Origin of the sequence: Pedobacter mendelii (genome assembly GCF_014635725.1) — a bacterium.
Lineage (GTDB): Bacteria > Bacteroidota > Bacteroidia > Sphingobacteriales > Sphingobacteriaceae > Pedobacter > Pedobacter mendelii.
Window position 1 is genome coordinate 1 of sequence record NZ_BMDJ01000005.1, and the last position, 15,572, is coordinate 15,572.

General features: G+C 35.9%; 9 protein-coding genes, 1 tRNA gene and 1 other RNA gene. 6 read left to right on the forward strand and 5 right to left on the reverse strand.

All coding sequences use genetic code 11. The features are described 5' to 3' along the window. Window positions 1–118: 118 nt before the first annotated feature. The 3 genes from IEV50_RS10010 to IEV50_RS10020 form a co-directional block, all read right to left on the reverse strand. Window positions 119–865, reverse strand: coding sequence for a site-specific integrase (locus IEV50_RS10010; protein ID WP_188413713.1), 747 nt, complete (start codon window positions 863–865; stop codon window positions 119–121). 48 nt (window positions 866–913) lie between these two features. After that, window positions 914–1,126 carry an Arm DNA-binding domain-containing protein gene (locus IEV50_RS10015; RefSeq protein WP_188413715.1) on the reverse strand — a complete coding sequence of 71 codons (213 nt, stop codon included), beginning with the start codon at window positions 1,124–1,126 and terminating at the stop codon, window positions 914–916. Window positions 1,127–1,515: 389 nt separating this feature from the next. Continuing rightward, window positions 1,516–1,588, reverse strand: a tRNA-Lys gene (locus tag IEV50_RS10020). A gap of 180 nt (window positions 1,589–1,768) precedes the next feature. On the opposite strand from IEV50_RS10020, the gene IEV50_RS10025 reads away from it, so the two are divergent. The 4 genes from IEV50_RS10025 to IEV50_RS10040 all read left to right on the forward strand — a co-directional run bounded on the left by IEV50_RS10025 (window position 1,769) and on the right by IEV50_RS10040 (window position 8,249). Then, window positions 1,769–4,207 (forward strand): glycoside hydrolase family 95 protein, encoded by a 2,439-nt coding sequence (locus tag IEV50_RS10025; protein ID WP_188413717.1) that lies wholly within the window; start codon window positions 1,769–1,771, stop codon window positions 4,205–4,207. 178 nt (window positions 4,208–4,385) lie between these two features. Next, window positions 4,386–5,672, forward strand: a complete 1,287-nt coding sequence (locus IEV50_RS10030; protein ID WP_188413719.1) for a sugar MFS transporter — start codon at window positions 4,386–4,388, stop codon at window positions 5,670–5,672. A 105-nt stretch (window positions 5,673–5,777) separates the two neighbouring features. Next, window positions 5,778–6,272, forward strand: coding sequence for a D-glycero-alpha-D-manno-heptose-1,7-bisphosphate 7-phosphatase (locus tag IEV50_RS10035; RefSeq protein WP_188413721.1), 495 nt, complete (start codon window positions 5,778–5,780; stop codon window positions 6,270–6,272). A gap of 75 nt (window positions 6,273–6,347) precedes the next feature. After that, window positions 6,348–8,249, forward strand: a complete 1,902-nt coding sequence (locus IEV50_RS10040; protein WP_188413723.1) for a S9 family peptidase — start codon at window positions 6,348–6,350, stop codon at window positions 8,247–8,249. Between the two features lie 71 nt (window positions 8,250–8,320). Here the strand turns inward: IEV50_RS10040 and fsa are convergent, their stop codons facing one another. Both fsa and ffs read right to left on the reverse strand, forming a co-directional pair. After that, complete coding sequence (gene fsa, locus IEV50_RS10045) at window positions 8,321–8,980, reverse strand: fructose-6-phosphate aldolase (RefSeq protein WP_188413725.1); 660 nt, start codon at window positions 8,978–8,980, stop codon at window positions 8,321–8,323. Between the two features lie 93 nt (window positions 8,981–9,073). Beyond that, window positions 9,074–9,173: signal recognition particle sRNA small type (ffs, locus tag IEV50_RS10050), an RNA gene on the reverse strand. Window positions 9,174–9,589: 416 nt separating this feature from the next. On the opposite strand from ffs, the gene gltB reads away from it, so the two are divergent. Then, the gene (gene gltB / locus IEV50_RS10055) at window positions 9,590–14,089 is read left to right on the forward strand and encodes a glutamate synthase large subunit (RefSeq protein ID WP_188413727.1); all 4,500 of its coding nucleotides are present in this window, start codon (window positions 9,590–9,592) and stop codon (window positions 14,087–14,089) included. 3 nt (window positions 14,090–14,092) lie between these two features. Continuing rightward, window positions 14,093–15,559, forward strand: a complete 1,467-nt coding sequence (locus IEV50_RS10060; protein WP_188413729.1) for a glutamate synthase subunit beta — start codon at window positions 14,093–14,095, stop codon at window positions 15,557–15,559. Window positions 15,560–15,572: the final 13 nt, after the last annotated feature.

Sequence of the window (15,572 nt, forward strand, 5' to 3'; positions counted from 1 at the left end):
TCAAGGGGGTCAATTTGGATTGGCGCAAAGGGGTCTTTTTCCTTTGGCGAACCTTATCAAATTAACTCGGCTAAGGGGAACTTTTTAGATTGGCGAAGAGGGGTCAATTTGAAGCGGTTTATCCAATCTCTTTTAAATACTCGTTCATCTTTTGGTTGCTTGGGACGGGGAGGAGTAGCCCCTTGTTTAGACAGATTTTGTTAGTCGCGTATCTGTCGATGATCTTGGTGGCTGTTGTCAATAACGGAACCGATGACCTTGTTTTCGTTTTCTGCCTGTTGGTGAATAGCCAGCGATCGCCATCAATTCCCTTTCTGATATTCTCCTGTTTAAGTTTAAATACATCCACATAAGCCAGACCAGTAAAACAGCAGAATATAAATACATCCCTAACCTGTTTTAATCTTTCCGATAAGAATTCTTTGCCTATAATTTGAGTCAATTCCTCTTTGTTTAAATAAAAACGATCAACATTTTTTGTTTTGCCTTTGTAAGTGGTAAATGGCGATTTGTCAATCCATTCATTTTCCATACAGATGCGAAGGATTTTCCCAAGGTTTTTGATGTTCTTTACTACATAATTGTTTGCACAGTTCTTCTCAGACCTAAGATAATGGTCAAATCCGTTCAGAAAAGCTTGATCGATAGTCCTGATGTCCATATCGGTCACATTATATTTTAGATGAATAAAAACTTTGAGATGTGTTTCCAACACTTTATAACGGTTCAAAGTACCACGAACATAATCTTTGCCGACAAGCTGTTCCATTTTAACATTGTGATCTGCTACAGCCTCAAGAAGCGTATGAGAATTTGATAACGTTCCAAGATAACTTGATTTGATCAGTTCTGCGGTAATCGGCATCCCGAGATCGAAAATGGACTGGTGCGCAAAATACGCCGCATTCTGTAGCTAGTCTAAATGCGTATTCAGCATCTTGACTCCTTCTTTGGAGCCGATAGCCCTGCCACCCTTGGCATTCCATCGTTTGGGATCGCATTCCCGATTGGTGGCGATTTCTGCACGTTTTCCCTCTACGGTAATGCGCATATAGATCGGCACATTACCACTTACATAGTTCTTTTGTCTTTTCAGGTAGAAAAGTAGGCTAAAATTGGTTTTCATAATCTCTCGATTTTAGTTAAACAAATGTAGCTTTGCTTCTAAAAACATACAAGATGTACAGTTTATAACAACCTGTACATTAATTGATTATGTACGATTCGGTGAGTCAATTTTAACCTTTTTGCCTTACTCACCGAATCACTCACCAAAGTTTTGTGAATTCATGCGAATTTTGGCACTTCCCCAAAAGCAAAAACCCTGCTAATCGTGCGATTGCAGGGTTTTATACGTTTTGATAGTCTTTGGTGTGATCCCGCTGGGATTGGCTCAGCCCCGCAAAACCCCGAACTCGGCCTTAAGCCTTTTTCAAATCGAACCCAGGCCAATGCTTCTGTTCGAATCTCAGCGTGCTAAAACAAAAAAGCCTTTCATTTCCGAAAGGCTTTATGTGATCCCGCTGGGATTCGAACCCAGGACCACTACATTAAAAGTGTAATGCTCTACCAGCTGAGCTACGGAATCAACTTTTATTTAAAACGGTGTCGTTTTCTTTAAAGTGGTGCAAATATAGGGTTCTATTGCATTTAGTGCAAATAAATATTTAATTATTGTGTTACTTTATTGATTTATAGGTGAATAATTAATATGCTTCGCTTTTTTAAAGTATTTTGATAATTTTAAAAACTATATATTGTCTTCCATATGCCTAAATTGAATCTGTTTTTGCTGGTTTGTATTTTTACTAATACTGCGTTATATGCCCAGAAATCATCGGTAATTGTAAAATTTAATAAACCTGCATCATCTTTCGAAGAATCATTGCCTTTAGGAAATGGTCGTTTAGGTGCGTTAGTTTACGGAAATACTGCAAAAGAAAGAATTGCTTTAAATGAAATTACATTGTGGTCTGGTGGACCACAAGATGCAAATAAGGATAGTGCATATCTTTATTTAAAACCAATTCAAAATCTACTTTTAGAAGGGAAAAATAAGGAGGCGCAGGCACTTCTACAGAAAAACTTTGTTTCAAAAGATGATGGCTCTCATTATGGTAATGCCGCAAATGCAATGTATGGATGCTATCAAACTGTTGGTGATTTATTTATTCAGTGGAAAGATACATCAGGTATAATATCTAACTATAATCGTGTTCTTAACATAGAAAAGGCAGTTTCTGAAGTTCGCTTCGCTAGAAAAGGTGTAAGCTATTATGAAAAAGTTTATACCGATTTTAAGAATGATGTAACGCATTTAAAATTTTCAGCTAGTAAAAAGGGAGAACTTAACTTTAGGATATCTTTGTGGAGAAAGGAAAACGCTACTTTTTCTGTTGATGGAAACTATCTTATAATGAATGGTCAGCTATTAGCTGGAAATGCCAAAGCCATGAAGTTTGTAACCATGGTTAGGTCAAAACTGAAAGATGGCTCAATGAGAATTGAGGGGAATCAATTGATTGTAGAAAATGCTTCAGAATGTGATTTAATTTTAAATACAGAAACGAATTATAATCCTGCTACTGCCGGTTTGAGTTCTTCTGATATAATATCAATCTGCAAAACTAAAATTGATAAAGCTTTTATAGAAAGTGAATCGGATGCATTTGCCCATCATATTAATAAATACCAATCGTTTTTTAACCGTTGCAGATTAAACTTTGCAGAAAGTAATTCAGATGAAAATTTAACCACCAATGAACGATTAGAAAGATATCAAAGTGGTAAAAGCGATCCGGCTATACCTGCTTTATATTTTAATTTTGGTCGCTACTTATTAATATCATCTTCAAGGCCGGGTTCAATACCGGCTAATTTGCAAGGGCTTTGGGCAACCGAATATCAAACTCCCTGGAATGGCGATTACCATTTAAATATCAATTTGCAAATGAATTATTGGCCGGCAGAAGCCACTAATTTATCGGCATTGGCGCAACCTTTATTTCAATTTACAAAAAATTTAATTCCAAATGGTGAGAAAACTGCTCGTGCATATTATAAAGCAGATGGTTGGGTTGCACACGTTATCAGTAATCCATGGTTGTATACCTCGCCTGGTGAAGGTGCAGAATGGGGCTCGACTTTAACAGGCGGCGCATGGTTGGCTACGCATATTTGGGAGCATTACCTTTACACAAAAGACATTAATTTCCTTAGGCAGCATTATGCTGTAGTAAAGGGTTCGGCTTTATTTTTAAAATCAGTATTGATAAAAGAGCCAAAACATAATTGGCTAGTTGTTTCACCATCTAATTCTCCCGAAAATACCTATATAACAAATGATGGATTTAAAGGACAAACGGCAATGGGCCCAACTATGGATATGCAAATCTGCCGTTCTATATTTAATGCTACTGTCGAATCATCAAAAATTCTAAAAATTGATGAGGATTTTAGAAATGAGTTAACTGCTTTAATTCCTAAGTTGGCGCCAAATCAAATTGGTGCTAAAGGCGATATTAACGAATGGCTTGAAGATTGGGCAGATGCAGAGCCAAAACATCGCCATGTTTCGCATCTGTTTGGTTTATACCCTTACGATGAAATTACCCCTTGGGATACAAAAGAACTAGCCAAGGCTGCTGAAGTAACCTTAAATCAACGTGGTGATGAAAGTACAGGGTGGAGTAAAGCATGGAAAATTAATTTTTGGGCGAGGCTAGGTAATGGTAATCATGCATTTTTATTGCTTAAAGATTTATTAAAACCCGTTCGTTCTTCTGCGTTAAATATGAAAGGTGGTGGCGGTACTTATCCAAACTTATTTTGTGCACACCCACCATTTCAAATTGATGGTAATTTTGGCGGTACCGCCGGAATTGCAGAGATGCTTCTTCAAAGCCATGGTAAAGATAATGTTATTCGCTTTCTACCTGCCTTGCCAGATGATAAAGACTGGCAGAACGGAACTTTAAATGGGATAATTGCAAGAGGAGGTTTTGAAATTGATATGGAATGGCGAAATGGATTAATTCAAAAAGCTATCATTAAAAATAAAATAAACGATGCAGTTTGTTCTATTTATCTTCAAAAGGGATTAAAAATTTTAGATAATAAAAACAAAATATTGGTGTCTGGGTTAAAATCAGACAGAATTATAAGTTTCAAAGCGCTTTTAAATCAAGAATATACAATTAATAGATAATTTTATTTTCATTATTGTTATTTATCTACTTATGCTATTAATATTTGGTGATATTTAAATTATTAATTGGCTATGTGTTTAAAAAAAAATTAAAAAATAAAATTACACAAACGTTTGATGCTTAAAAACATAAATTATTTGTTTAGTTTGGTCTTTTAAATCAAACAAACCGTTATTTATGTCGAATGCTATAACCTCAGGTCAATCGAGGGTGCCTAAGCCACTCGTTATTATTTGTGCTCTATTTTTTATTTTTGGATTTGTAACCTGGGCGAATGGAACGCTAATTCCATTTTTTAAATTATCTTTTGGACTATCAGACATTCAGGCTTTTTTGGTAACATTTGCTTCTTACATGGCTTACTTTTTTCTGGCATTACCATCCTCCTGGATTTTAAAGAAAATAGGATTTAAAAATGGAATTATTTTAGGCTTAATTGTATTAGGAATTGGCTCACTATTGTTTATACCTGCAGCACAAACCAGAACTTTTGGTTTATTTTTAACTGGTATTTTTGTTCAAGGTGCTGCACTAGCTTTGCTTCAAACCGCTTCAAACCCGTACTTAACCATTATTGGTCCGATAGAAAGTGCGGCGAAACGAATTAGTATAGCTGGAATTTGCAATAAGTTCGCAGGTATTATTGTGCCATTTATTATGGGTACTTTATTTCTTAAAAATGCATCTGATATAGAGAAAAAAATTGAAGTTGCAACAGGAAGGGCAAAAGAGCAACTTTTGAATGATGTTTTAGGTCGCGTAAATATGCCCTACATCGTCCTTGCAATAGTTTTTTGTTTGTTTGCATTAGTAATAAAGTTTACCAACTTGCCTGAGGTTAATGTTGAAGAAGATGTTGTAGATGAGGATAATGGGGCGATTGTTAAGCATAAGAGTATTTTTCAATTTCCACATCTATTCCTTGGAGCATTCTGTATTTTTGTTTATGTAGCGGCAGAAGTAATGGCTGGAGATATTATTGGTGTTTATGGTAAGGCTTTAGGAATAAGTGCAGATATCAGTAAATATTTTACCTCATTAACCTTAGGTAGTATGTTGGTAGGCTATATTATTGGAATTATTGCAATACCGAAATATATTTCACAACAGTTTGCGTTAAGAATCTGTGCCATTCTGGGGTTGATTTTTACCATCATAGCTTATTTAACATCGGGTTATACCTCTGTAATTTTTATTGCATTATTAGGCTTGGCCAACTCCCTAATGTGGCCTGCAATTTTTCCTTTGGGTATTAGCCATTTGGGTAAGTTTACAAAAACAGGTTCTGCAATAATGATTATGGGAATTGCTGGTGGAGCGGTTTGGCCACTACTTTATGCTTTTGTTAAAGATCATCTACACCTCGATTTTCAATTATCCTATTTTATAACGGTTATGCCATGCTATCTTTTCATTCTATATTTTGCTGTAAGAGGACACAAAGTAGGTTTGAATTTAAAATAGGAGTAAGCCTCTTTTTGAACATTGGGTTTTCTAATACAGTTAATTTTCTTTTATTTTGGCAAATAACAGGATAAGCAACAATGCATATCCATCTTAAATTTATTTATGAATAAAGCTATTTTTCTTGATCGTGATGGAGTTTTAAATCACGAAATACATGATTACATCTGCCAGGTTGAAGATTTTAAAATATTAGATTATCAAATTCCGGTATTAAAAAAGCTTTATGATGAAGATTATTTGTTAATCGTTATTACAAATCAAGGAGGAATAGCGCTTAAAAGATATACAGAGCAAGAATTAGCGATAATGCACCAGATGCTAAGAAATGCGTTCGTAGCTAAAGGAGCAGATATTGCAGGTTTTTATTATTGTCCTCATCATCCAACCGTTGGTGGCGAATGTAAATGTCGTAAGCCTAAATCTGGTATGTTGCTAGATGCAATTGATATGTATGATATTGACCCTTCTTTATCTATAATGATCGGGGATAAACCTCGTGACGTAGAAGCAGCGAATGGAGCAGGGGTAAGGGGTATTTTAATCGAGCCTGATGAGCAGATTAATTATGATAAAATTAAAGAAGCCTTAGCCATTTAATAACAGATTAATTTTTGTTTTACTGCTTCATTTTGAGTAAGTTAGATTATCGTTTAAACCTAATCTAAATCTCTTATGAATCAGAAAAGAACAATTTTTTATTTATTGCTTTTAACGGTAACGGTAATTTCATGTAATCAGCCTGAAAAATCAGCGAGAACACCAAAACAATACTCCAGCGAAGAACTAAGAAATAACGTTGCCATTCAAGCTGCCGGAATAAGCACTAACGACTCAATTATTTTAGTAAGCAATAATGTTTCGGGAATTTTTAATGTTCAGGAAATAAATGTTAATGACACTTCAGCAAAGGTATTAACTAATTCTACTAAAGAATCCAATTTTGCTATCGATTACCTTCCGGATGGAAATCATTTTCTTTATACTTCGGATAAAGGTGGTGATGAGAACAGCCATCTTTTTGTAGCTTCCAAAACAGATACAATTGTTAAAGATATTACGCCATGGGCTGGAAGCAGTAATTCTTTTTTCGGTTGGACCGACGATAAAAAAGGCATTTACATTTTAAGCAACAATCGTGATAAGAAGTTTTTTGATTTATGGAAAATTAGTATTTCCGATTGGAAGCCAACACTTATTTATCAAAATAATACAGGAGATGAACCAGGAGCAATAAGTAAAGATGAGCGGTATATTGCCCTAACCAAACCAATTACAACTGATAAAAATGAACTCTATCTCTTAGATTTGGTAAGTAAGAAAAAGCTTCCAATCAGTAATGTTTCAGAAGCAACTTGGTCAGCACAAGGCTTTGAAAGGGATAATTCCTCCTTTTATTATTTAACTAACGATTCCAGTGATTATACTTATTTAGTTAAATATGATATGGCGAAGAATAGCAGAACCCGGCTGTATGAAACTAAATGGAATATTGATGGCTTTTATCTAAGTAAAAGTGGCAAATACCATACTTTGTTTATAAATGAAGATGGTAAAAATAAAGTTTTGCTCTTCGAACATGCAACAAACAAACTAATCGATTTTCCTAAAATAAAGGATGGCGATATATTAGGTTTAGTCTATTCTGATAGTGAAAAGAATATTTTATTAACTGTTGGTAGTAGTACCAGTCCATCAAACTTATATTTATACAATACGGAAAGTAAAAATTTAAAGCAGCTTACAAAAACACTTAACAGCACAATTGATGAAAAAGATTTAGTAAAAGCTGAAGTTATTCGTTTCAAATCTTTTGACGGGAAAGAAATTCCGGCAATTTACTATAAACCATTGCAAGCAGATAAAGAACATAAAGTACCTGCTTTAGTTTATGCACATGGTGGGCCTGGTGGACAAAGTAGGCTAGGCTTTAGTAACTCCATTCAGTTTCTGGTCAATCACGGCTATGCAGTAATAATGGTAAATAATCGTGGCAGTAGTGGTTATGGAAAAGCATTTTATAAGTTAGATAATAAAGATCATGGTAATGGCGATTTAAAAGATTTTATCTGGGGTAAAAAATGGTTGGCTGAACAAGATTATGTTGATAGTAACTCTATTGGAATCATCGGTGGAAGTTATGGTGGAAATATCGTTCTAAACGCATTAACCCTTCATCCTGATGAATTTAAAGTTGGCGTAGACATGTTCGGTGTTGCAAACTGGCTGCGCACCCTTAAAAGTATTCCGCCATACTGGGAGGCTTTTAGAAAGGCACTTTACGATGAATTAGGCGACCCAAACACTATTGATAGTGTTCGCTTGAAAACAATTTCACCTGTATATAATTATCAAAAAATTAAAAAACCCTTAATTGTTTTTCAAGGTGTTAATGATGTTCGTGTATTAAAAGCAGAAAGTGATGAAATAGTTGCAGGCGTAAAGAAAAATGGCGTTCCGGTAGAATATGTTTTATTTCCTGATGAGGGACATGGATTTGTTAAAAAGGAAAATTTGATAGCAACAGACAATAAAACCCTGGCATTTCTTCAGAAATATTTAAATCCAAAAAAATAAATAAAGCTGAATTTAAAACTAAAAAATCCCGAATCAAACGATTCGGGATTTTCTTATAAAGGTTTTTTAACCTATTTACCTGCTGCCTTAGCGTGATCAGCTAAAAATGTAGCTAAACCGCTATCAGTTAGTGGGTGTTTCAATAAGCCAATAATTGCTGCTAAAGGAGCAGTTATTACATCAGCACCCAATTTAGCACAGTTTACAATGTGTAATGGTCCACGGATAGAAGCTGCTAAAATTTGAGTTTCATAACCGTAGTTATCAAAAATTGTTCTAATATCTTCAATTAATACTAAACCATCACTTGAAATATCATCCAAACGACCTAAAAATGGAGAAACATAAGTTGCACCTGCCTTCGCAGCTAATAAAGCCTGACCTGCCGAGAAAATCAAGGTACAGTTTGTTTTAATTCCTTTTGATGAAAAATATTTAATGGCTTTAACACCATCTTTAATCATTGGGACTTTTACAACAATTTTAGGGTTTAATGCCGCTAAAGCTTCACCTTCTTTAATTATTTCATTAAATGTTGTTGCAATAACTTCTGCACTCACGTTGTTGTCAACGATATCGCAAATTGCTTTATAATGGTTAATTACATTTTGCTCTCCGGTAATACCTTCTTTTGCCATTAGGCTTGGATTGGTGGTTACGCCGTCTAAAATGCCTAAATCTTGTGCTTCCTTGATTTGTTCGAGGTTAGCTGTGTCAATAAAAAATTTCATGTTTATAAATTCTTAAATGAGTATTCGAGTTTTATTTTTTTTAAAACCCTGAAGAATTTAATTCCCCCTTCAGGGGATTAGGGAAAAGTAAAAAAAGGGCAAGCACCTTCTATCGCACCGCTACAACCTTCTACCCTTGCTTCGTTCCCGTCCTGGGGGAGTTCAAAGGGAGCTGGTCGTAAAAGACTTGCCCGGCACAAAGGTAGAAAAAGAAGTTGCTTTGCAAAATGCATTTTTCTATTTTTTTTATCATTAAAGCTATAAGGCTGATTAGTAATTTAATAAATTTAGCATTGTGTATATTTTTTTTAATTATATCTGCTATCTTATTAATTGTGCCAATCATTATTATTGAATTTAGTATTCTTTATTTAAGGATTTAATTAAATCGATTTATCTAAATTATAAGTTCAAAAACCTTAATTATTCCATATAATCTATATTATTAATTTTGTAATCTAATATAACTTTGTTTGATGATATTTTAAATTAACCCTTAAAAATTACTTAATAACTAAAATTTTTCTAAAAATTATAACAAGTCTGTAATCTAAAGGTCGTTTTTCGTATCTTAGTGTTTCCTATACACTAACAACTAACGAGCAAAGAATGGAACCAAACAGTGGATTGTACGATGCGCAATTTGAACACGATGCCTGCGGTATTGGGTTCGTTGCACATGTGAAAGGGCGAAAATCGCATCAAATCATCTCTGATGCACTTACTATTTTAGAAAATTTGGATCATAGGGGCGCATGTGGAGCAGAGCCAAATACAGGAGACGGCGCCGGAATTATGATTCAAATTCCCCATGAATTTTTTTACGATGAATGTTTAAAAGCAGGCTTTAGCCTTCCTGCTACTGATAATTATGGTGTTGGTATGCTTTTTTTACCAAAGGATATCAGATCGAGAGAGGAGTGTCGTGAGCTGATTTACCGTGCTGCAGAAAAACTTGGATTAGAAATTTTAGGTTTCAGAAAAGTTGATACTGATACGAATGATATTGGCAATATGGCTCTTTCTGTAGAGCCTGAAATTGAGCAAGTATTTATTGCCCGCCCTTATGCTATAGCACCAGGCGCTGATTTTGAGCGTAAACTTTATATTTTTAAGAATTATTTAATAAAGCTGATCGTTAACACTGTTCATGGAGGTAAAGACTTTTATATTGTTTCACTTTCAGCGCAAACCATTATTTATAAAGGACAGTTAACATCGCTTCAGGTTCGCACTTATTTTACTGATTTGAGCGATAAGCGGATGGTTTCTGCTTTAGGTTTAGTACACTCACGTTTTGCAACCAATACTTTTCCTTCCTGGAGATTAGCTCAGCCTTTCCGTTTCATTGCACACAATGGAGAAATTAATACACTTCAGGGAAATTTAAATTGGTTCAGGGCAGGTGTTAAATCTTTCGCTTCGGCTTATTTTACGCCAGAAGAGTTGGATATGTTGTTGCCAGTTATTGATGAAACTAATTCGGATTCAGGATGTTTAGATAATGTTATTGAACTATTACTTCATGCGGGTAGAACATTACCTCATGTTTTAATGATGTTGGTTCCAGAAGCTTGGGATGGTAATGAAGATATGGATCCCGTTAAAAAAGCTTTTTACGAATTCCATGCTACATTGATGGAACCCTGGGATGGACCTGCAGCAATTGCCTTTACAGATGGAAAATTAATTGGTGCAACTTTAGACCGTAACGGGCTTCGCCCTTCGCGTTATGCAATTACTTCTGATGATCGTGTAATTATGGCTTCTGAAGCAGGTGCCTTAGCAATTGATCAAAGTACAATTATTGAAAAAGGCCGCTTAACGCCCGGTAAAATGTTCGTTGTGGATATGGAGCAAGGCAGAATAATAAGCGATGAGGAAATTAAGCAACAGGTTTGTAGCAAAAGCCCTTATGCAGACTGGATAAATCAATACCAAATCCGCTTGGAAGAGCTGCCAGAACCACGTGTAATGTTTACCGGGCTTTCAGTAGAATCTGTTTTTAAATATCAACAGGTGTTTGGTTACAGCAGAGAAGATATTGAACTTTTACTTAAACCAATGGCTATCGAGGCTAAAGAACCAATCGGTTCGATGGGTACTGATACACCTTTAGCTATTTTATCTAAACGCCCCCAACATTTATCAAATTACTTTAAGCAGTTATTTGCTCAGGTTACCAACCCACCAATTGATCCGATTCGGGAGAAAGTAGTTATGAGTTTAGCTAGTTTTATGGGTAGCAATGGCAATTTATTGGAAGAAAATCCTTTGCAATCGCATTGTGTTGCTATAAAACATCCAATTTTAACCAATCAGGAGTTAGAGAAATTAAGAAGTATTGATACTGGTGTTTTTCAAGCCAAAACTTTACAAACATATTTCAGGGCCGATGGAAAGCCCGGAGCAATGGCAAAAGCTTTAGATCGTCTTTGCCGGTACGCAGTTGATGCTGTTGAAGATGGTTTTCAGGTTATTGTATTAACGGATAGGGCAATCGATTCTGAACATGCTGCAATGCCTTCTTTATTAGCTGTTTCAGCAGTACATCATCACTTAATCCGTAAAGGCTATCGTGGTGCTGTTGGTATTGTTGTTGAGGGTGGAGATGTTTGGGAAGTTCATCATTTCGCTACATTATTAGGCTTTGGTGTTACAGCAATTAATCCATACCTAGCTTTAGAAACTATAAATGGTTTTAAAAAAGAATCAGGTTTATCTACTGAAGAATTAACCAAAAACTATATCTACGCAGTAAATAGCGGTTTGTTAAAAATCTTTTCAAAAATGGGCATTTCAACCCTGCAATCTTATCAGGGTGCGCAAATTTTCGAAATTTTAGGTTTAAATAAGCAAGTTGTAAACACTTACTTCACAGGTGCGGTTTCACGCATTGGCGGATTAGGATTAGATGAAATTGCTTACGAAACGCTAATAAAACATCGTCGTAGTTTTGGGCCGATTACTCAAATTGAAAACCTATTGCCAGCAGGTGGAACTTATAAATTCCGTCGCAGGGGTGAAGCGCATTTATTCAATCCGCAAACCATTCACTTGTTGCAAAATGCAACACGTAAAAATGATTACAATATTTTTAAACAATATTCGAAACTGGTAAATGAGCAAACGCAGCAAGCTTATACCATTCGTGGATTGTTTGAATTTAATTATAGCCGTCCATCTGTGCCTTTAAATGAGGTAGAATCTACTAAAGCGATTTTAAAAAGATTTGCAACAGGTGCAATGTCGTTCGGTTCAATTTCTCATGAAGCTCATTCAACTTTAGCCATAGCAATGAATCGTATTGGTGGAAAAAGTAATACTGGAGAAGGAGGAGAAGATGAAATGCGTTATGAAAAATTGCCTAACGGTGATAGTATGCGTTCGGCAATTAAACAAGTTGCTTCAGCTCGTTTTGGTGTTACAAGTTATTATTTAACCAATGCTGATGAGTTGCAGATTAAAATGGCTCAAGGCGCAAAACCTGGAGAAGGCGGTCAATTACCAGGACATAAGGTAGACGATTGGATTGCAAAAGTTCGTCATTCTACTCCAGGAGTTGGTTTAATTTCTCCTCCACCTCACCATGATATTTACTCAATCGAAGATTTAGCACAGCTGATTTTTGATTTGAAAAATGCAAATCGGGCAGCCAGAATTAACGTTAAATTGGTTTCTAAAGCAGGGGTAGGAACTATTGCTGCTGGTGTAGCAAAAGCACATGCTGATGTTATTTTAGTTTCTGGATTTGATGGTGGAACTGGTGCATCGCCACTAACCTCTATCCAACATGCTGGTTTACCCTGGGAGTTAGGATTGGCTGAAGCTCATCAAACTTTAGTTAAAAATAAACTTCGTAACCGTATTGTTTTACAAACAGATGGTCAGTTAAAAACAGGTAGAGATATCGCGATTGCAGCTTTGCTTGGTGCTGAAGAATTTGGTGTTGCCACTGCAGCATTAGTTACCGCTGGTTGTATTATGATGCGTAAATGTCATCTAAATACTTGTCCTGTTGGTGTAGCAACTCAAGATCCTGAATTGAGAAAATTATTTACCGGAGATGCAGATCATGTAGTTAATTTGTTTCATTTCCTAGCGGAAGAATTACGTGAAATTATGGCTGAACTTGGCTTCAGAACTATTCATGAAATGGTAGGACAAGCAGATATTTTAAAAGTAAGAGAAATACCTGCTGAAGACTGGAAATTAAAACATCTTGATTTATCTGCAATTTTGTATAAGGCTGAAGATAACGGGCTGCCATATTTTAATACCGAAAGTCAAGACCATGGTTTAGAGCATGTATTAGATCATAAACTTATTGCAGCAGCACAACCTGCTATTTTAAATAATGAGCCTGTGTTTGCAAGTTTCGAAATTAAAAACACTGATAGAGCTTTGGGAACCATGTTATCTAACGAAATTTCTAAAGTACATTTAGGTGCTGGTTTACCGCCGGATACCATCAACTTTAAGTTTGTAGGTTCTGCCGGACAAAGTTTTGGTGCCTTCAATACAAGAGGTGTTACTTTATCGCTAGAAGGTGAAGCTAATGACTATGTGGGTAAGGGTTTATCGGGCGCTAGGTTAGCAATCTATCCTTTCTCAAATTCTACATTTATCCCTGAACAGAATATTATCATTGGCAATGTGGCACTTTATGGTGCAACTTCAGGAGAGTTATTTGCTCGTGGAAAAGCAGGTGAGCGATTTGCAGTTCGCAATTCTGGCGCTACTGCCGTTGTTGAAGGTGTGGGAGACCATGGTTGCGAATACATGACCGGTGGAGAAGTATTAATTTTGGGTGATACCGGAAGTAATTTTGCGGCCGGCATGAGTGGTGGTATTGCATGGATTTATGATGCAAACAACACTTTTGCCCGTAAATGCAATAAAGAAATGGTTGATTTGGATCCGCTTCAAGCTGAAGATGAAGAACGAATTGTAGCATTATTAAAAACACATATCCGTTTGACTGATAGTAAAGTAGCAGAGTTTATATTAAGTGATTGGAAAACTCAATTAAATCATTTTATAAAAGTATTCCCTAAAGAATACAAAGCAGTTTTAAGCAAAAAAGCATCACAAGTAAAAACACATTAGGCCATGGGAAAAGTAACAGGATTTCAAGAATACGATAGAGTTGCGCCCACCAGAGAGGAGGCTGCAACACGCGTAAAACATTATGGGGAATTTTTAAATGAATTACCTGCTCAAGAATTAAACAAACAGGCAGCACGTTGTATGGATTGTGGGGTTCCATTTTGCCAATCGGGTTGCCCTTTGGGTAACGTTATTCCAGAATTTAACGAAGCAGTTTATCAGGCTAAGTGGGAAATGGCCGCCAATATTTTACTAAGCACAAATAATTTCCCCGAATTTACAGGTAGAATTTGTCCTGCTCCTTGCGAGTCTGCATGTGTATTAGGCATAAATCGACCACCTGTTTCTATCGAGGAAATTGAAAAGCATATCATTGAAATCGCTTTCGAAAAAGGTTATATAAAAGCAAAAGCGCCATTAATTAGAACGGGTAAAAAAGTAGCTGTTATTGGTTCAGGTCCGGCAGGATTAGCAGCAGCAGCTCAATTAAATAAGGTTGGGCATGAAGTTACCATTTTCGAACGTGATGATGCACCTGGTGGTTTATTAAGGTATGGTATTCCTGATTTTAAACTTCAAAAAAACATAATCGATCGCCGTATCGATTTAATGAAGGAAGAAGGTATCATATTTAAGTGTAATGCTAATGTTGGCGATAACGTAGAGATAAGTACCTTACTAAGGGATTTTAATGCAATTGTTTTGGCGGGCGGTTCTACAATACCAAGAGATTTATCAATTCCCGGACGCGAAGCAAAAGGCGTTCACTTTGCAATGGATTTTCTTAAACAGCAAAATAAACGTGTTGCCGATAGAAAATTTGAGGTAGAAGATATTTTTGCAACGAATAAAAATGTAATCGTAATTGGTGGTGGGGATACAGGTTCTGATTGTATTGGAACATCTAATCGTCATGGTGCTAAATCTGTAACTCAATTTGAGATTATGCCAATGCCTCCTAAAACTCGTAATGAAAACATGCCTTGGCCAAATTACCCAATGTTGCTTAAAAACACTTCATCGCATGAAGAAGGTGCTCAAAGGGCATGGTCAGTAAATACTAAAAACTTTATTGCGGATGATAATGGCAATTTGAAAGCTTTAAAAGTTGTAGATGTAGAATGGGAAATTGATACAAACGGAAGACCATTAAAATTTAATGAAGTTGCCGGAACAGAAAGAGATTTACCATGCGAGCTGGTTTTATTGGCAATGGGTTTCTTACATCCACAAAAGGAAGGTTTAATTGAAAAGTTAGGCGTTGAGTTAGATAACAGAGGAAATGTTAAAGCTCCTGAACATACATACCAAACTAATATTGCGAAAATTTTTGCAGCTGGTGATGTACGCAGAGGACAATCATTAGTGGTTTGGGCAATATCAGAAGGTAGAGAAGCTGCCCGTAAAGTGGATGAATACTTAATGGGTACAACCAAACTTGCATCAAGAGATGCGATTGCTTATGCCTAATGTATTTTAGTTC